The organism is Pseudomonas aylmerensis, from assembly GCF_001702265.1.
GTDB classification, from domain to species: Bacteria; Pseudomonadota; Gammaproteobacteria; order Pseudomonadales; family Pseudomonadaceae; genus Aquipseudomonas; species Aquipseudomonas aylmerensis.
In genome coordinates this window covers 109820-128609 of the sequence record NZ_MAUE01000002.1, presented here as the reverse complement: position 1 = coordinate 128609, position 18790 = coordinate 109820, and the positions used below count along the sequence as shown (strand labels likewise).

16 protein-coding genes are annotated in these 18790 nt (G+C 63.3%); 13 read left to right on the top strand and 3 right to left on the bottom strand.

Annotated elements, in window-relative coordinates; translation table 11 throughout:
* Nucleotides 1–52: 52 nt before the first annotated feature.
* The 12 genes from BBG20_RS01365 (at nucleotide 53) to BBG20_RS01310 (ending at nucleotide 12063) form a co-directional block, all read left to right on the top strand.
* On the top strand, nucleotides 53–1048 hold the full coding sequence (locus BBG20_RS01365) for a D-cysteine desulfhydrase (protein WP_065899584.1): 996 nt from the start codon (nucleotides 53–55) through the stop codon (nucleotides 1046–1048).
* Nucleotides 1049–1330: 282 nt separating this feature from the next.
* Nucleotides 1331–2125 carry a cystine ABC transporter substrate-binding protein gene (gene tcyJ / locus BBG20_RS01360; protein ID WP_065899583.1) on the top strand — a complete coding sequence of 265 codons (795 nt, stop codon included), beginning with the start codon at nucleotides 1331–1333 and terminating at the stop codon, nucleotides 2123–2125.
* Nucleotides 2125–2790 carry a cystine ABC transporter permease gene (tcyL, locus tag BBG20_RS01355; RefSeq protein ID WP_065899582.1) on the top strand — a complete coding sequence of 222 codons (666 nt, stop codon included), beginning with the start codon at nucleotides 2125–2127 and terminating at the stop codon, nucleotides 2788–2790. The genes tcyJ and tcyL overlap by 1 nt, the downstream gene beginning before the upstream one ends.
* Before the next feature lie 3 nt (nucleotides 2791–2793).
* The gene (tcyN, locus tag BBG20_RS01350) at nucleotides 2794–3540 is read left to right on the top strand and encodes an L-cystine ABC transporter ATP-binding protein TcyN (protein ID WP_065899581.1); all 747 of its coding nucleotides are present in this window, start codon (nucleotides 2794–2796) and stop codon (nucleotides 3538–3540) included.
* A gap of 379 nt (nucleotides 3541–3919) precedes the next feature.
* Entirely contained in the window at nucleotides 3920–4696 is a 777-nt protein-coding gene (locus BBG20_RS01345; protein WP_065899580.1) for a hypothetical protein, read from the top strand.
* Between the two features lie 187 nt (nucleotides 4697–4883).
* Nucleotides 4884–6125: an SfnB family sulfur acquisition oxidoreductase gene (locus BBG20_RS01340; RefSeq protein WP_065899579.1), complete on the top strand. Its 1242-nt coding sequence runs from the start codon at nucleotides 4884–4886 to the stop codon at nucleotides 6123–6125.
* Between the two features lie 25 nt (nucleotides 6126–6150).
* A complete protein-coding gene (locus tag BBG20_RS01335) occupies nucleotides 6151–7344 on the top strand; it encodes an SfnB family sulfur acquisition oxidoreductase (protein WP_065899578.1) in 1194 nt (397 codons plus the stop codon).
* Nucleotides 7344–8696: an LLM class flavin-dependent oxidoreductase gene (locus tag BBG20_RS01330; protein ID WP_065899577.1), complete on the top strand. Its 1353-nt coding sequence runs from the start codon at nucleotides 7344–7346 to the stop codon at nucleotides 8694–8696. Before BBG20_RS01335 ends, BBG20_RS01330 begins: the two co-directional genes overlap by 1 nt.
* A gap of 70 nt (nucleotides 8697–8766) precedes the next feature.
* On the top strand, nucleotides 8767–9582 hold the full coding sequence (locus BBG20_RS01325; RefSeq protein WP_065899576.1) for a MetQ/NlpA family ABC transporter substrate-binding protein: 816 nt from the start codon (nucleotides 8767–8769) through the stop codon (nucleotides 9580–9582).
* Nucleotides 9579–10694, top strand: a complete 1116-nt coding sequence (locus BBG20_RS01320) for a methionine ABC transporter ATP-binding protein (RefSeq protein ID WP_065899575.1) — start codon at nucleotides 9579–9581, stop codon at nucleotides 10692–10694. Before BBG20_RS01325 ends, BBG20_RS01320 begins: the two co-directional genes overlap by 4 nt.
* Complete coding sequence (locus tag BBG20_RS01315) at nucleotides 10684–11328, top strand: methionine ABC transporter permease (protein ID WP_065899574.1); 645 nt, start codon at nucleotides 10684–10686, stop codon at nucleotides 11326–11328. Before BBG20_RS01320 ends, BBG20_RS01315 begins: the two co-directional genes overlap by 11 nt.
* A 108-nt stretch (nucleotides 11329–11436) precedes the next feature.
* Nucleotides 11437–12063 (top strand): class I SAM-dependent methyltransferase, encoded by a 627-nt coding sequence (locus BBG20_RS01310; RefSeq protein WP_065899573.1) that lies wholly within the window; start codon nucleotides 11437–11439, stop codon nucleotides 12061–12063.
* Between the two features lie 116 nt (nucleotides 12064–12179).
* Here the strand turns inward: BBG20_RS01310 and BBG20_RS01305 are convergent, their stop codons facing one another.
* The 3 genes from BBG20_RS01305 to BBG20_RS01295 are packed head-to-tail and all read right to left on the bottom strand — an operon-like array spanning nucleotide 12180 to nucleotide 17412.
* Complete coding sequence (locus BBG20_RS01305) at nucleotides 12180–15245, bottom strand: efflux RND transporter permease subunit (RefSeq protein ID WP_065899572.1); 3066 nt, start codon at nucleotides 15243–15245, stop codon at nucleotides 12180–12182.
* Nucleotides 15242–16312, bottom strand: coding sequence for an efflux RND transporter periplasmic adaptor subunit (locus tag BBG20_RS01300; RefSeq protein WP_065899571.1), 1071 nt, complete (start codon nucleotides 16310–16312; stop codon nucleotides 15242–15244). Before BBG20_RS01300 ends, BBG20_RS01305 begins: the two co-directional genes overlap by 4 nt.
* Nucleotides 16309–17412 (bottom strand): efflux RND transporter periplasmic adaptor subunit, encoded by a 1104-nt coding sequence (locus BBG20_RS01295; RefSeq protein ID WP_065899570.1) that lies wholly within the window; start codon nucleotides 17410–17412, stop codon nucleotides 16309–16311. Before BBG20_RS01295 ends, BBG20_RS01300 begins: the two co-directional genes overlap by 4 nt.
* A 121-nt stretch (nucleotides 17413–17533) precedes the next feature.
* Here BBG20_RS01295 and BBG20_RS01290 point away from each other — a divergent pair, with 121 nt between their 5' ends.
* The gene (locus tag BBG20_RS01290; protein ID WP_065899915.1) at nucleotides 17534–18694 is read left to right on the top strand and encodes an AAA family ATPase; all 1161 of its coding nucleotides are present in this window, start codon (nucleotides 17534–17536) and stop codon (nucleotides 18692–18694) included.
* The last annotated feature ends 96 nt before the right edge of the window (nucleotides 18695–18790 follow it).

Genomic DNA, 18790 nt, shown 5'->3' with positions numbered 1-18790 from the left:
ATGAAAAGTGCCTGCCTATAGTCGGCCAATCATTCAGTCACCGTGCGTAGCCATGATCAAACAACAGCTCGACCGTTTTAACCGCCTGGAACTGCTGGGCGGTGCCACTGCCCTGGAAAAACTCGAGCGGCTGTCGGCCTGGTTGGGCAGGGACATCTACGTCAAGCGCGACGACACCACGCCGCTGGCCATGGGCGGCAACAAACTGCGCAAACTCGAATACCTGGCGGCCGATGCCCTCGCCCAGGGTGCCGACACCCTGGTGACCGCCGGCGCGATCCAGTCCAACCACGTGCGCCAGACCGCCGCCCTCGCCGCCAAGCTCGGCCTGGGTTGCGTAGCGCTGCTGGAAAACCCCACCGGCACCGAAGACCCCAACTACCTGGGCAACGGCAACCGTCTGCTGCTGGACCTCTTCGACGCCAAGGTCGAATTGGTGGAAAACCTCGACAATGTCGACGACCAACTGAATGCCCTCGCCGACCGCCTGCGCAGCAACGGCAAGAAGCCGTACCTGGTGCCGATCGGCGGCTCGAACGCCCTCGGCGCCTTGGGTTACGTGCGCGCCGGCCTTGAGCTGGCGGCGCAAATTGAAGACAGCGGCATCGAGTTTTCCGCCGTGGTGCTGGCGTCCGGCAGTGCGGGGACCCACAGTGGCCTCGCCCTGGCCTTGAGCGACGTGCTGCCGAACCTGCCGGTGGTTGGCGTCACCGTGTCGCGTACCGAAGAAGCACAGTTTCCGAAAGTGCAGGGCCTGGCCGAACGCACCGCCGAGTTGCTGGGCGTAACGGTGCCCGAGGCGTTCAAGGTGATTCTCTGGGACGAATACTTCGGCCCCCGTTATGGCGAGCCGAACGCCGGTACGCTGGCGGCCATCAAGCTGCTCGCCAGCCAGGAAGGCCTGCTGCTGGACCCGGTCTACACTGGCAAGGCCATGGCCGGCTTGTTGGATGGGATCGGGCGTCAGCGTTTTGAGGAGGGTCCGATCATTTTCCTGCATACCGGCGGGGCGCCGGCGTTGTTTGCCTACAACTCGGTATTCAATTGAATTAACGCGGACTAAAAAATGTGGGATCTGGCTTGCCTGCGATGGCGCTCTGTCAGCTACCGATGTGCTGACCTTTGCACCGCTATCGCAGGCAAGCCAGCTCCCACATTAAATAGCTCGCATATTCGATAATCGAATATCAATTTAGATTTATATTATTTTCAAGTCTTAAAAACCCGCTCTATCATCGCGCCGTAGGCGAAGACGCGCTACGCGCTTTAAGGCAGGATACGACTACTGCGTCACCTGCTTCGCTCAACATAAAAAACACAGGGGCTCTTCATGACTATTTCTGTATTGCGTCGCACGTTGTTGGTTGGCACTTTGGGCCTGGCACTCGGGGCTGGCCTGCTCGGCCAGGCAGTGGCCGGCGAGCAGTTGAACAGCATCAAGAAAGCCGGCGAGATCAAGATCGGTCTCGAAGGCACCTACCCACCGTTCAGCTTTGTCGATGAAAGCGGCAAGCTCAGCGGTTTCGAAGTCGAGCTGTCCGGGGCACTGGCCAAAGAGCTGGGCGTGAAGGTCAAACTGCAAGCCACGCCATGGGACGGTATCCTCGCCGCCCTGGAATCCAAGCGCCTGGACGCCGTGGTCAACCAGGTGACCATCTCTGAAGAGCGCAAGAAGAAATACGATTTTTCCAAGCCTTACACCGTCTCCGGTATTCAAGCGCTGGTGCTGAAGAAGAATGTCGACAGCATCAAGACCGCCGACGACCTGGCCGGCAAGAAAGTCGGTGTGGGCCTGGGCACCAACTACGAGCAATGGCTCAAGGACAACCAGCCTAAAGCCATCATCAAGACTTACAACGATGACCCTACCAAGTTCCAGGACCTGCGCATCGGCCGCATCGACGCCATTCTGATCGACCGCCTGGCCGCCCTGGAATACGCCAAGAAAGCCCCGGACACCGCCACCGCCGGCGATGCCTTCTCCCGCCAGGAAGCCGGTATTGCCCTGCGCAAAGGCGAGCCTGAACTGCTCGACGCGGTGAACAAGGCCCTCGATAAGCTGCGCGCCGACGGCACCTTGAAGAAGCTGTCCGAGAAGTACTTCAACGCTGACGTCACTCAATAATGGAAGCAGGTTTCCAACTCGCGCTGGACTCCGCGCCCTTTCTACTCAAGGGCGCGTACTACACGGTGATTCTAAGCCTTGGCGGGATGTTTTTCGGCTTGCTGCTGGGCTTCGGCCTGGCCTTGATGCGCCTGTCGCGCTTCAAGTCAGTGAGCTTGCTTGCCCGCGTCTACGTGTCGTTCTTTCGCGGCACGCCCTTGCTGGTGCAGCTGTTCCTGATCTACTACGGCTTGCCGCAAGTGGGCATCGAGCTGGATCCGATCCCGGCGGCCCTGATCGGCTTCTCGCTGAACATGGCCGCCTACGCCTGTGAAATCCTGCGCGCGGCTATCAGCTCCATCGAGCGTGGCCAGTGGGAAGCCGCGGCCAGTATCGGCATGACCCGTGCGCAGACCCTGCGCCGGGCCATCCTGCCGCAGGCGATGCGCACGGCTTTGCCGCCTTTGGGCAACAGCTTTATTTCGCTGGTCAAGGACACCGCGCTGGCGGCCACCATCCAGGTGCCCGAGCTGTTTCGCCAGGCGCAACTGGTGTCGGCGCGCACCTTCGAAATCTTCACCATGTATCTCTCTGCAGCCCTGATCTACTGGATCCTGGCGAGCATCCTGGCGCATTTTCAAAATCGTCTGGAAGACCGGGTCAACCGGCATGACCTGGAGTCCTGAAGCATGATCGTGGTTGAAAAACTGACCAAACAATTCAAGGGTCAGGTGGTACTCAACGGCATCGACCTGGAGGTCAAGGAAGGCGAAGTCGTCGCCATCATCGGCCCCAGCGGTTCCGGCAAGACCACCTTCCTGCGCTGCCTGAATTTCCTCGAGCAACCCACCAGCGGCCGCATCAAGGTCGGGGACATCGAGATCGACAGCAGCAAGCCGATCAATCAGCAGCAAACCCTGGTGCGACGCCTGCGCCAGCACGTCGGCTTTGTGTTCCAGAACTTCAACCTGTTCCCCCATCGCACCGCGCTGGAAAACGTCATCGAAGGGCCGACCGTGGTCAAGAAGATGCCGCGCGAAGCCGCTGAGGCCCTGGGGCGCAAGCTGCTGGCCAGGGTTGGCCTGGCGGGCAAGGAAGACGCCTACCCTCGGCGTCTGTCCGGTGGCCAGCAACAGCGCGTGGCGATTGCCCGCGCGTTGGCCATGGAGCCGGAAGTGATCCTGTTCGACGAACCGACCTCGGCGCTCGACCCGGAGTTGGTCGGCGAAGTACTGGCAACCATCCGCAGCCTCGCCGAGGAAAACCGCACCATGGTGATCGTCACCCACGAGATGAGCTTTGCCCGTGACGTGGCCAACCGGGTGATCTTCTTCGACAAGGGGGTGATCGTGGAGCAAGGCGAAGCCAAGGCGTTGTTCGCCAACCCCAGGGAAGAACGCACGAAGCAGTTCCTGAGCAAATTCCTCGCCCACTGACAGCCTCCCGGGCTTGTGTGCGAGCTGGCTTGCCGGCGATAGCATCACTGCGGTGCGGCGGATACACCGAGGTGCCTGCATCGCGGGCAAGCCTTGCTCCCACCTGAGTGCGTTCCTACGCGAAGTCCTCGTTTCAACGAGTAAAACGCCTCGCCACACACCCGCTGAAATCCCCCTCACAGTCAGACCCTTCTGAATCTGCAGCAACCCGCCGTTTAGCCCTTTGCCGCCATTGACGCCCCTTGGCCAACCCTCTTATCTAGCACTCAGAGGATTGGATCCTATCCCGGCTATTTTCTGAATCGTTCATTTCGACCCCGTGCGCACCCGCGCCAAGGGGCCGGAACGATTGCTGCTGGCTGCATCAAGGAGATTACTTATGACGCGCACCGCCACCCCGGCCATGCTCAACGCCCCGACGTTGCCCCAGGCACTTCGCAACGGCATCAATGCCCTCGCCGCCACTCAGCTGCAGGTCGATATCGCGCCGTACCCCGGCATGGATGAAGGCGACCTGATCGAGCTGTTCTGGAACAACTGCTTTGCGGCTTCACGGCGAGTCACGGCCGGCAAGGTCGGCACGTCGACGCGCCTGCGCGTACCGGAAAGTTTTGTGCAGGACGGCCCGGCGCAGGTGCACTATCAGGTCATGCAGATCGGCCATGGCCCTGCGCGCTCGGCGACCACGCAGGTGCGCGTCAAGACCCAATGCCCGGGCGGGCAGCCTGCACAGCTGTACAGCGACGAAAACCACAACCTCGCCCCCGTTGGCCTGCCCGAGACGATCCGCCGCTACGGCGTCAACAGCAGCCAGGTGCGGCGCGGCATTCCCCTGACCATCGAACCCTACCAGCACATGACCACCGGCGATGCCATCACCCTGCGCTGGGGCGATGTGCGCATGGACCTGCCAAGCATCCAGGCCAAGGCCGTCGGCCTGGCCGTGCAGGTCTGGGTGCCGTCGACGGTGATTGTCGAAGCCGGCGACGACTGCCGGCTGGAGGTGACGTACTGCATTCTGGACCGCGTCGGCAACAATTCCCGCTGGGCGCCCGCCCGCACGTTGAGGATCGCCGCCTGGGTGCCCGCCCGCCCCGGCGGGGCCGCGCAGAGCTATCAGCCACGCCCCCTCGGTTCACCCTGCGAACCTGGGTGACAGACCTTCTATGCATATTCCCAAAAGTTAGTTTATTTAAATATTTAACACGCTTAGGGTATATGCACCGGACCACCGGACATTCCTGATTTTCCTGTTGTCATTTCATTGAATGCGAGGTCGGTATGGTCAGAATTACCCCGGTGCATAACGCCAGGGCATTACGTGCAGCCAAGGAGCGGCGCTGATGTCTAACTTGGCTCTAACACCCCCCCAGAGTGATCTGGACGTAGCCCCTCTGTTGTTGCCGGCCGTCGTGCTGCGCAACGATGCAGAGGCGCTGAACGCCGCCCATGAGCTGGCCCAGGCTGCGCGCCTGCAAGCCGCCAAGCGCGACCAGCAACGCAAGTTGCCGTGGGCACAGATCGAGCAGTTCACCCGCAGTGGGCTGGGCAGTATTTCCATTCCCCGCGAATACGGCGGCCCACAGGTGTCATTCACCACCCTGGCCGACGTGTTCGCGATCATCAGCGCGGCCGACCCGGCCCTCGGACAGATCCCGCAGAACCATTTCGGAATCCTCCACGTGCTGCAGGGCGCCGCCACCGAACGCCAGAAAAAACAGCTGTTCCAGAGCGTGCTCGACGGCTGGCGCATCGGCAACGCCGGCCCGGAGCGCGGCACCAGGAACACCCTGGAACTCAAGGCCCGCATCACCGCCGAGGGTGACGGCTACGTGATCAGCGGCCAGAAGTTCTACTCCACCGGCGCACTGTTTGCGCATTGGGTTGCGGTGAAGGCGCTCAACGATGACGGCAAGCAAGTCATGGCGTTCGTGCGCCGTGGAACCGAGGGGCTGCGCATCGTCGACGACTGGTCCGGCTTTGGCCAACGCACCACCGCCAGCGGCACCGTGCTGCTGGACCGGGTGCCGGTGGACGCCGAGCTGGTGGTCGAGAACTGGCGCCTCGGCGAAACCCCGACCATCCAGGGCGCCGTGTCGCAACTGATCCAGGCCGCCATCGATGCCGGCATCGCCCGTGGCGCGCTGGATGACACCATTGCCTTCGTGCGCGAGCGCTCGCGCCCGTGGATCGACGCCAAGGTCGAACGGGCCAGCGATGACCTGTACGTGATCGCCGATATCGGCAAGCTGAAAATCGAACTGCACGCCGCCGAAGCGCTGCTGCGCAAGGCCGGCCAGGTGCTGGACCAGGTCAGTGCCGCGCCGATCACCGCGCAATCCGCCGCCCGTGCGTCGATTGCCGTCGCCGAAGCCAAGGTGCTGACCACTGAAGTGTCGCTGCTGGTCAGCGAAAAGCTCTTCGAACTGGCCGGCAGCCGCGCCACCCTCGCCGAATTCAACCTCGACCGTCACTGGCGCAATGCCCGCGTGCATACGCTGCACGACCCGGTGCGCTGGAAGTATCACGCGGTGGGCGCTTATCGCCTGAACGGCACCTTGCCGGCTCGTCACTCCTGGATTTAACCGACCAGACCTCTGGAGAATACGCATGACCCTTTCTCATCACGTCGCGGTTATCACCAGCGACGAACAAGCCCTTATTGTCGCCAGCGACCTGGCCGAAGACTTCCGCCGCGACAGCGCCCAGCGCGACCGCGAGCGCCGCCTGCCGCTGCCTGAACTGGACGTGTTTTCGCGCTCCGGCCTGTGGGGCATCAGCGTGCCCAAGGAATACGGCGGCGCCGGTGTGTCCAACGTCACGCTGGCCAAGGTCATCGCACTGATCGCCCAGGCCGACGCCTCGCTGGGCCAGATTCCGCAAAACCATTTCTATGCCCTGGAAGTGCTGCGCGTAAACGGTACGCCGGCGCAGCAACGCCGCCTGTACGCCGAAGTGCTCGCGGGCCAGCGTTTCGGCAATGCCCTGGCGGAACTGGGCACCAAGACCGCCCACGACCGCGTCACCAGAATTACCCGCGACGGCGACGGCTTTCGCATCACCGGCCGCAAGTTCTACTCCACCGGCGCGATCTACGCCCAGCGCATCCCCACCTCAGTGGTGGATGAACACGGCGTGCAGCAACTGGCGTTTGTCCCCCGTGACAGCGAAGGCCTGAGCGTGATCGACGACTGGAGCGGCTTCGGCCAGCGCACCACCGGCAGCGGTTCGGTGGTGTTCGATAACGTCTGGGTGGCCGCGCAAGACGTGATCCCGTTCCAGAGCGCCTTCGAGCGCCCGACCACCGTCGGCCCGCTGGCGCAGATCCTCCACGCCGCCATCGACACCGGCATCGCCCGCGCCGCCTTCGAGGACGCGCTGCACTTTGTGCGCACCAAGACCCGCCCGTGGATCGACTCCGGTAACGACAAGGCCACCGAAGACCCGCTGACCCTCAAGAGCTTCGGCCACCTGAGTATTCGCCTGCACGCCACCGAGGCATTGCTGGAGCGCTCCGGCGAATGCCTCGACCGCGCCCAGGCCGACAGCAACGCCGAGACCGTGGCGGCAGCCTCCATCGCCGTCGCTGAAGTGCGCGCCCTGAGCACCGAGATTTCCCTGGCCGCTGGCAGCACGCTGTTTGAACTCGCCGGCAGCCAGGCCACCCTCGCCGAGCATGGCCTCGACCGGCACTGGCGCAACGCCCGCGTGCACACCCTGCACGACCCGGTGCGCTGGAAGTACCACGCGGTCGGCAACTACTACCTCAACGATGAAAACCCGCCACTGCGGGGGACCATCTGATGGCGAAGAAAAAGATCCTGCTCAATGCCTTCAACATGAACTGCATCGGGCATATCAACCACGGCCTGTGGACCCATCCACGGGACACCTCGACCCAATACAAAACCCTCGAGTACTGGACCGACCTCGCGCAAACCCTGGAGCGCGGGCTGTTCGACGGTTTGTTCATCGCCGACATCGTCGGCGTGTACGACGTGTACCAGAACTCCATCGATGTGCCGCTCAAGGAGTCGATCCAACTGCCGGTGAATGACCCGCTGCTGCTGGTCTCGGCGATGGCGGCGGTCACCCGGAACCTCGGTTTCGGCCTGACCGCCAACCTCACCTACGAGCCGCCGTATCTGTTCGCCCGGCGCATGTCCACCCTCGACCACCTGAGCCGTGGCCGGGTCGGCTGGAACATCGTCACCGGCTACCTCGACAGCGCTGCCAAGGCCATGGGCCTTACCGAGCAGGTCGAGCATGACCGGCGCTACGACCAGGCCGATGAGTACCTGGAGGTGCTCTACAAACTCTGGGAAGGCAGCTGGGAAGACGACGCGGTGCTCAACGACCCACAGGCGCGGGTGTATGCGCAGCCGGGCAAGGTGCACAAGGTCGAGCACCATGGCGAGTTCTACCAGGTGGAGGGTTATCACCTCTGCGAGCCTTCGCCACAACGCACGCCGGTGCTGTTCCAGGCCGGCAGTTCGGAGCGTGGCTTGCTGTTCGCCGGGCGCCACGCCGAGTGCGTGTTCATCAGCGGGCAGAACAAGGCCGCGACCAAGGTCCAGGTGGACAAGGTGCGCGCCAGCGCGGTCGAGGCCGGGCGCGCCCCGGACGCCATCAAGGTGTTCATGGGCCTCAATGTGATCGTGGGCGCGACCGAGGAACTCGCCTGGAAGAAGCACGCCGAGTACCTGAGCTACGCCAGCCCGGAGGCGGGCGTGGCGCATTTCTCGGCGTCCACCGCGATTGATTTTGCCCAGTACGAACTCGACGAACCGATCCAGTACGTGAAGAGCAACGCGATCCAATCCGCCACCAAAAATCTGCAAAACAACGACTGGACCCGGCGCAAATTGCTTGAGCAACACGCCTTGGGCGGTCGCTATATCACCCTGGTCGGCTCGCCCGAACAAGTCGCCGACGAGCTGGAATCGTGGATCAGCGAAACCGGCCTGGATGGGTTCAACCTCACGCGCATCGTCACCCCGGAAAGCTACGTCGACTTCATCGACCTGGTGGTGCCGGAGTTGCAGAGGCGCGGGTCGTACAAAACCGAATATGCGCAAGGGACGCTGCGGGAAAAAGTCTTCCACGGCACTGCCCGCCTGCCCGAACAGCACACCGGCTCCACCTACCGCCACTGAACCCTGGAGGAGCCGGCTCCTACAGTTGATCGCGTTATTAACATCGACACCTTATGACTGGAAAACCACTATGAAAAAGACGCTCCTCACTCACCCAGTCAAAGCACTGGTCCTGGCCTTCGGCTTGTTCAGCTCGGCGGTGTTCGCGGCCGATGCGCCGTTGAAAATCGGCACTACCGCCGCCTTCGCAATTCCGCTCGAAGCCGCCGTGGCCGAAGCCGGCAAGCAAGGCCTCAAAGTCGAACTGGTGGAGTTCACCGACTGGATCGCGCCCAACGTCAGCCTGGCCGCCGGTGACATCGACGTGAACTACTTCCAGCACATCCCGTTCCTGGAAAACGCCAAGGCCGCCGCCGGTTTTGACCTGGTGCCGTACGCGCCGGGCATCATCAACAACGTCGGGCTGTATTCGAAGAAGTACAAAAGCATCAACGACCTGCCCCAAGGCGCCAGCGTGGCGATTGCCAACGACCCGATCAACAGCGGTCGCGGCCTGCAACTGCTGGCCAAGGCCGGCTTGATCACGCTCAAGCCGGGCGTGGGCTACAAGGCCACTGAAGAAGATATCGTCGCCAACCCGAAGAAGATCAAGATCCTGCAAGTCGAGGCCGTGCAACTGGTGCGCGCCTATGACGATGCCGACCTGGTGCAGGGCTACCCGGCGTATATCCGCCTGTCCAAGACCTTCGATGCCGAGTCGGCGCTGCTGTTCGACGGCCTCGACCACCCGGAATACGTGATCCAGTTCGTGATCCAGCCGAAGAGCAAAACCGACCCGCGTGTGATCAAGTTCGTCGACATCTACCAGCACTCGCCGGTGGTGCGCGCCGCGTTGGATAAATCCCTCGGCAAGCTATACCAAGTGGGCTGGGAAGATAAAAAATGACCGCCGCCCACTCTCAACTGCGCGACCTGGGCTTGCCGCCCAGGGACGCCGAGCAGACAGAACTGCACCCTGACCTGAACCGCGCGCACGTGCGCTTTATCAACCTGGGCAAGACCTATGACGGCAACGTGCATGCCCTGCAAGGCATCGACCTGGCGATCCAGCGCGGTGAAGTGTTCGGCATCATCGGCCGCAGCGGCGCCGGTAAATCCTCGCTGATCCGCACCATCAATCGCCTGGAGCAACCGAGCAGCGGGCGAGTGCTGATCGATCAGGTGGACATCGGCGACTTCGATGAAGACCGCCTGGTGGCGCTGCGGCGGCGCATCGGCATGATCTTCCAGCACTTCAACCTGATGTCGGCCAAGACCGTGTGGCAGAACGTCGAGCTGCCCCTCAAGGTCGCCGGCGTGCCCAAGCCCCAGCGTGAGCAGAAGGTGCGCGAGCTGCTCGAACTGGTCGGCCTGCAGGACAAACACAAGGCCTACCCGGCGCAGCTTTCCGGCGGGCAGAAACAGCGCGTGGGCATCGCCCGTTCGCTGGTGCACGACCCCGAGATCCTGCTGTGCGACGAGGCCACTTCGGCCCTCGATCCGGAGACCACCCAGTCGATCCTCGACCTGCTGCGCGAGATCAACCAGCGCCTGGGCCTGACCATCGTATTGATCACCCATGAGATGGCGGTGATCCGCGAAATCTGCGACCGCGTGGTGGTGCTCGAGTACGGGCACATCGTCGAGCAAGGCCCGGTCTGGGAAGTGTTTGGCAACCCGCAGCATGAGGTCAGCAAGACCCTGCTGGCGCCGCTGCAACACGGGCTGCCGCAAGAGCTGCAAAACCGTCTGCAGCCCACGCCCGGCCAGGCGGACGCGGCAGTCGTGCTGCGCTTGCAGTTCACCGGCAACGACACCGACGAGCCGGACCTGGCCGCCTTGTTCGCGGCCCTCGGCGGGCGCGTGCGCTTGCTGCAGGGCGGGGTGGAACGCATCCAGGGCCACGCGCTGGGGCAATTGCTGCTGGCGGTGAACGGTTCACCGCACGACGCCGACGTGCTGCGCAGCCGCGCCGGTAACTGGGCACAACAGGTGGAGGTGCTGGGTTATGTGGTTTGATCGTTTAATACAAGGCGCCATCGACACCCTGTTGATGGTCGGCGTGTCTTCGTTGATCGCGTTGCTGGTGGGGATTCCGCTGGCGGTGTTCCTGGTCACCAGCGACAAGGGCGGGATCTATCAGGCCCCGGCACTGAACCGCGTGCTGGGAGCGTTCGTCAATCTGTTCCGCTCGATTCCGTTCCTGATCCTGATGGTGGCGCTGATCCCGTTCACCCGGCTGATCGTCGGCACCACCTATGGCGTGTGGGCAGCGGTCGTGCCGCTGACCATCGCCGCTACGCCGTTCTTCGCGCGCATCGCCGAGGTGAGCCTGCGTGAGGTCGACCACGGCCTGATCGAAGCGGCGCAGGCCATGGGCTGCCGGCGCTGGCACATCATCTGGCATGTGCTGTTGCCGGAGGCGCTGCCGGGGATTGTCGGCGGTTTCACGATTACCCTGGTGACCATGATCAACTCGTCGGCCATGGCGGGCGCGATTGGTGCGGGTGGCCTGGGTGACATTGCGTACCGCTATGGTTACCAGCGCTTTGACACGCAGATCATGCTCACGGTCATCGTACTGCTGGTGATTCTGGTGGCGGTGATTCAGTTGGGTGGCGACCGGTTGGCGCGGGTGCTGAACAAGCGCTGAGTATTGGGGGCTGCTGTGCAGCCCCACGCGGGGCAAGCCCGCTCGCCACAGGGTGGGTCGATCGATTGGGGTATAGTCGGGCCCTCTCAGTGCCCGGTATTGCTCACCATGCCTCTCAAGCCCGACGACCTCGACCAGATCACGTCCACTACCCTCGGCCACTACAACAGCGTGGCCGAGTCTTTCCGCGAAGGCACCCGCGACCACGATGTGAGCCAGAACATCGACGCGCTGTTGCGGCATATCCAGGGTACGGCGCCGTTCACCGTGCTGGATTTCGGCTGCGGGCCGGGCCGGGATTTGCAGACGTTTACCCGCCTGGGTCACATCGCTGTCGGCCTCGACGGCTCCGAGCGCTTTGCGCAGATGGCGCGCGAGGACAGTGGATGTGAGGTGTTGCAGCAGGACTTCCTCAAGCTGGACCTGCCGGTCGGGCGCTTCGACGGGATATTCGCCAATGCGGTGCTGTTTCATATTCCCAAGCAGGAATTGCCGCGCGTGCTCAAACAGCTGCATGGCGCGCTGAAGCCTGGCGGAGTGTTGTTCAGCTCCAATCCCCGCGGTGAAAATCGCGAGGGCTGGAATGGGCCGCGCTATGGGTCTTATCACGACCTGCAGGCGTGGCAGGCCTTGCTGACGGCGGCAGGATTCGTGGAGTTGGAGCATTACTATCGGCCGGCCGGGTTGCCTCGGGAGCAACAACCGTGGCTGGCGAGTGTGTGGCGCAAAACCTGAAAGCAGCGTGGCACTGCATCCAAATGTGGGAGCGGGCTTGCTCGCGAAGGCGGCGGATCAGTCGACATACCTATGACTGTCACACCGCTTTCGCGAGCAAGCCCGCTGCCACATTTTCAACCACGTTTTTCCTGTTGCTCTGGCTTCGGCTCGCGAATCTTGTACCAAGCCACATACAGCGCCGGCAGGAACAGCAATGTCAGCAACGTGGCGATGATGATCCCGCCGATCATCGCGTAGGCCATCGGGCCCCAGAACACTTCGCGGGCGATGGGGATCATGCCCAGGCTGGCCGCCGCCGCCGTCAGCAGGATCGGCCGGCGCCGGTGTTCGGTGGCTTCCACCACGGCGTCCCACGGCGTGTAGCCGTCGCGCTCGTAGGCATCGATCTGGGTCACCAGAATCACCGAGTTGCGGATGATGATACCGATCAGCGCCAGAATCCCGAGGATCGCCACAAAGCCCATCGGCGTGCCCGTGGGAATCAGCGCCAGCACCACGCCGATCAGCCCCAGCGGCGCGACACTCGCCACCAGGAACATCTTCTGCACGCTGTGCAGCTGGATCATCAGGAAGGTGGCCATCAAGAACAGCATCAGCGGCACCACGCTGGCAATCGGGCCCTGGGCCTTGCCGCTTTCTTCCACGGTACCGCCGGTGGCGACCTTGTAGCCCACCGGCAGGCCGGCGCTGAACTTGTCGATCTCGGGCTTGAGTTGCTTGACCAGGTCGGTCGGCTGCATCTCATCGCGCACCGACGCTTTGATCGTGATGGTCGGCTTGCGGTCGCGGCGCCACACCAGCGGCTGTTCAAGCTCGTAACGCACGGTGGCAAACGCCAGCAGCGGAATCGAGGTGCCGTTGGGCGTGACGATCTGCAGGTTCTGCAAGGTTTCCGGGGTGCCGCGCTCGGCATCTTCGGCGCGGCCGACCACGTTGATCAGGTAGATATCGTCATGCACCTGGGTCACCGAGGCACCACTGACCACGCTGTTCATCAACTGCGCTACGTCTTCCGACGACAGCCCCAATTGCCGCGCCTTGTCCTGGGCGATGTCCACCCGCAGGACTTTGCCCGGCTCGTTCCAGTCGTAGATGATCTCGCCCAGGTGGGTGTTTTTATCCAGCAGGGTCGCCAGCTCGATGGCGTGCTTGCGTACCTGGTCGGTGTCTTTGCCCGAAACCCGATACTGGATCGGGCGCCCCACCGGCGGGCCCATTTCCAGCGGCTGCACAAAGCTGCCGACGCCGACAAAGTCATCACGCAGGCGTTTTTGCAGGCGCGCAATCAACGCCCCTCGCTCTTCCAGGCCCTTGCTGACGATCACCAACTGCGCGTAGTAGGGGTTTTCCAATTGCTGGTCCAGCGGCAGGTAGAAACGGATCGCGCCCTGGCCGATGTAGGTGCTCCAACGCGCGATGTCCGGGTCGTCCTTGATGATCGCTTCGAGGCGGTCGACGGCCTTGCGCGTCTCGTTGATCGAGGCGTTTTGCGGCAGGTTAAGGTCGACGAGGATTTCCGGGCGGTCCGACGACGGGAAGAACTGGTTCTGCACAAACTGCATGGAGAACACCGACGCCACAAACAGGCCCACGGTAATGCCAATGGCCCACCAGCGGTTGCGCATGGCCCACAGCATGCCGTAATTGAAGCCACGCCCGATTCGCCCTGGCTCGTTGCTGTGGGGCTTCACGTTGGCGCTGAGAATATGCACGCCGATCACCGGTGCAAACAGCACCGCCACCACCCATGACACCAGCATCGCCACGGCAATCACCGCGAACAGCGTGAAGGTGTACTCGCCCGCCGAACTGGCGTTGAGGCCGATCGGTACAAAACCGGCGACGGTGACCAGCGTACCGGTCAACATCGGGAACGCCGTGGAGGTGTAGGCGTAGGTCGCCGCCTGCTCCTTGGTCTCGCCTTTTTCCAGGCGCGTGATCATCATCTCGACGGTGATCATCGCATCGTCCACCAGCAGGCCGAGGGCGATGATCAACGCGCCCAGCGACACGCGCTGCATGGTGATGCCGCTGTATTCCATGAACACGAACACCAGCGCCAGCACCAGCGGAATCGAGCACGCCACCACCAGCCCGGCGCGCATGCCGAGGCTGATAAAGCTCACCACCAGCACGATGATCACCGCTTCGAACAGCGCGCTGGTGAAGCCGCCCACGGCCTCTTCCACCACTTCCGCCTGGTCCGACACCTTGTGCACGCCGACGCCCACCGGCAGGTCGGCGGTCAGCTCATCCATGCGTGTGTGCAAGGCCTTGCCGAACGACTGGATATTGCCGCCCTTCTGCATGGCGATGGCCAAGCCAATCGCCGGCTTGCCGTTGAAGCGGAACATGGGCCGTGCTGGGTCGACGTAGCCACGGCTGATGTCGGCAATGTCCGCCAGACGATAGAAACGGTCATTGAGCCGCAGGTTGACGTTGGCCAGGTCCTTTTCCGAGGCGAATTGCCCCGAAGTGCGCACCGAGATCCGCTCCGGTCCGGCTTCGATCACCCCGGCCGGCGTCACCGCGTTCTGCGATTGCAGGCTCTGCACCACCTGGCGCTGATCAATGCCCAGCGCCGCAAGTTTGCGCGTGGAGAAGTTCAGGTAAATCACTTCGTCCTGCTGGCCGATCATCTCGACCTTGCCCAAGCCCGGCACCGAACGGATCTCGGCACGCACCTGTTCCACGTAGTCGCGCAGTTGGCGCATCGACAGGCCATCGCCGGTAAAGGCGTACACCGAGCCGAACACGTCACCGAACTCATCGTTGAACGACGGTCCCTGCAGGCCCTGGGGGAAGGTGCCGCGAATGTCGTCGATTTTCTTGCGGACCTGGTACCAGATCTCCGGGATGGCCTTGGCGCTGGTGGTGTCCTTGAGGAACACGAATACCGTGGACTCGCCCGGCCGGGTGTAGCTCTTCACGTAGTCGAGGGAGTCGAGTTCCTCGAGTTTCTTCTCGATGCGGTCGGTGACCTGCTTGAGGGTTTCTTCCTGGGTCGCGCCCGGCCAGCGGGTCTGGATCACCATGGTCTTGATGGTGAACGACGGGTCTTCCTCGCGGCCCAGGTTCATGTAAGAGAACACGCCCATCAGCAGCGCGACGAACATCAAGTACCAGACGAAAGACTGATGCTTGAGGGCCCAGTCGGATAAGTTGAAGCTCCCTTTCATCGCGGGCTGTCCTCGTCGATTTTGACTTTCTGCCCGGGTTTCAGGCTGTTCACGCCGGCAGTGACCACACGCTCACCGGGTTTGACGCCGCCGCTGAGCAAGGCGCTGCTGGCGTCACGGCTGATGACCGTGACGTCACGCGGTTGCACGGTCTGGCTCTGGGTGTCGAGCAGCCAGATGCGGGTCTTGCCGTCGACTTCCTGCAAGGCGCTGATGGGCAATTCGATACGCGGTGCGATGGTTGAACTCAAGGTCACGCTGATCGCGGTGCCAAGACGAAACGCGGGCGGCGTCTCGGCCAGGGTCAGGCGCGCGCGACGCGTGCGCGTGGCGCTCTGGGCCTGGGGTTCGATCTCACGCACGATGGCGGTGGTGTGCACGCTGGGGTCGAGTTGCCCGGCCACCAGGAACACCACATCCGGCGGCAGGCGCTCGGCCAGGCCGGCGGGCAGGTCGATCACCGCTTCCTTGATATCCGGGCGGGCCAGGGTCACCACTTGCTGGCCGGCGCTGACCACCTGGCCGGCCTCGGCGTTCCAGGCGGTGACGATGCCGGCGTGGTCGGTGCGCAGTTCGGCGTAGTTGAGTTGGTCCTTGGCCTGGTTGACCGAAGCCTGGGCCTGGTCGAGGGACGCCTGGGTAGTCTTCAGGTCGGTCTGGGCCACGTCCAGCTGGGCTTGGGCACCGACGCCACGGTTGAACAGCTCCTGCTGACGCCGCGCATTGGCCTGGGCGTTGATGAACTGCGCCTGCACGCGGGCAAGGTCGCCCTGGGCGGCACGCAACTGGTTTTGCTGGTCGGTGGGGTCAAGCACGGCGAGCAAGGCGCCCTTCTCCACTTCGGCGCCGACGTCCACGGCGCGGCGGGCGATGCGACCGGGCACACGGAAACCCAGGTTGCTCTCGTAGCGGGCCTGGATGGTGCCGGCGAAGCGACCGAGGTTTTCCTGGTCTTCGGACTTCACTTCCATCGACAGCACCGGGCGCAGTGGCTCGGGCGGCGGTTCTTCCTTGGAGCAGGCCATCAGCAACAAGCTGGCAGCGAGTACCACCGTCAACTGCTTCATGGTTGCACTCCTTGCGCCTGGGCCTGATCCGGCGGCTGGGCGATTTCCACCACCATGCCCGGATGCAGCAACTGCCCGCCGGCCACCACGACTTTTTCGCCGCCCTTGAGGCCGTCGCTGATGATGACTTTGCCGGTGAGATAACGTGCCACGGTGACCTTGTGCAGTTGCGCCTTGCCGTCGTCGTCGATCAGCCACACGGCGGGTTCGCTGAGGTCTTTGGTCAGCGCCGCCCACGGCAGTTCGATGCTGGCCTTGGCCGGGCCATTGGCGGTGGCGCTCACCACCGAGCCCAACTGCATGCCTTTGGGCAACGCCTGCAGAGCGATCTTCACTTGCACGGTGCCGGTGTTGGCCGCCACGGCCGGGGTGACTTCGCGGACTTTTCCCACCGCCTTGATGCTCGGATTGTCGAGCAGGCTCACGGTGATCGGTGCATCGGGCGGCGGCTCGACCAGCAGCGATTCATACACGTTGAACACCGCATCGCGCTCGCCATCGCGGGCCAGGCTGAAGATCGGCACAGTGGCCTGCACCACCTGGCCGACTTCAGCCTGGCGCGCGGTGATGATCCCCGGTGCATCGGCCACCAGCGCGGTGTAGCCGAGCTGTTCGCGGGCGTTGGCCAGTTGGGCCTGGGCCGCGGCCAGAGCGCTTTGGCTGCTGCGCAACGCGGCCTGGGCAGAATCGTATTCACTGCGGCTGGTGTAGCCCTTGGGCAACAGCTTTTCCTGGCGCACGAACGCGGCGGCGGTCTGCTTGACCCGCGCCTGCTCGGCCACGACCTGGGCCTGGGCGGAATCGACGTTGGTCTGCAAGTCCTTGGGGTCGAGCCTGGCCAGCACTTGCCTGGCGCTGACGCGGTCACCGACATCCACCGAACGCTGGATGATCTTGCCGCCGACGCGGAACGACAAATCGGTTTGCACGCGCGCCTGGATGTCCCCGGTGAGCGTGACCGCCGCGGCGAAATCCGCCGGCTGTACGGTCTGTACAAACACCCGGGAATGCTGCTTGGGCTCGGCTTTGTCCTGGCCACAGCCGCTCAGCAGCGCCAGGAGGCCAAGGCTCAGAATAATGTTTGCAGTGCGACCGCCCATGCAGGCTCCTTTTGCGTGATGCCGACTTGCCAGTGTGTATGCGACTGTGAGCTTAGATCAGGGTTCCTTATCTGCATGGAGGCTCCCATACTCCAATGGTTCCCAAGCCGACTGAATGCCCATGCTCAAGACCCTCGCGGTGGCCAATTACCGCTCGATCAACAAATTGGTGGTGCCGCTGGACCGGCTGAACCTGATCACCGGGCCCAACGGCAGCGGCAAGTCCAACCTGTACCGCGCCTTGCGCCTGCTGGCCGAAACCGCCCAGGGCGGAGTGATCAATGCACTGGCCCGTGAGGGCGGGCTGGACTCGACCTTCTGGGCCGGCCCCGAGACCATCAGCCGACGCATGCACAACGGCGAGGTGCCGGTGGAAGCGGTCGTGCGCCAGAGTGTGAAGCGTCTGCGCCTGGGGTTTGCCGCCGAGGATTTCAGCTACGCGATTTCCCTCGGCTTGCCGGAGAAGACCCTGTCGTATTTTTCCCTGGACCCGGAGGTGAAGAAGGAATGCATCTGGGCCGGCCACGTCTACCGCCCGGCCAGCCTGCTGGTGCAACGCTCAGGGCCGATGGTGCGCGCTCGCGAAGGCCGCGCCTGGGATGTGCTGGCCCAGCACACGCCGAACTACCACAGCCTGTTCGACCAGGTCGGCAGCCTGCGCGGCTCACCGGAAGTGTTGCTGTTGCGCGAAAGCATTCGTGGCTGGCGTTTTTATGATCACTTTCGCAGCGATGCCGATGCCCCCGTGCGCCAACCGCAACTGGGCACGCGCACACCGGTGCTGCACCACGACGGTCGCGACCTGGCGGCCGCGTTGCAGACCATTCGCGAGATTGGCGACCCCGAAGCCTTGCAGCGCGCGGTCAGCGATGCGTTTCCCGGTGCACGCCTGAATATCCAGCCGTTGCAGGGTGGGCGCTTCGCCCTTGAGTTTTATCAGGAGGGGTTGCTGCGGCCGCTCTCGGCGGCGGAGTTGTCGGACGGCACCTTGCGTTACCTGCTGCTGATCGCGGCGCTGCTGACGCCTCGGCCGCCGACCATGATGGTGCTGAACGAGCCGGAAACCAGTTTGCATCCGGACCTGCTGCCGGCGTTGGCGCGCCTGATTATCCAGGCGTCACAGCAGTGCCAGGTGTGGGTGGTGTCGCATGCCAGCCGGCTGATTGCGGCGTTGCAGCAGGATGAAGGGTGCAATTCGATTGTGCTGGAGAAGGTGCTGGGGGAGACGCGGATTGTGGGACAGGGGATTCTGGATGCACCGGCTTGGCATTGGCCGGAATAAGAGAGGCCTGGGACGGCCTCTTCGCGAGCAAGCCCGCTCCCACATTTGTCCGCATTCCAAAGGTGGAGCTCGGTCGATGTGGGAGCGGGCTTGCTC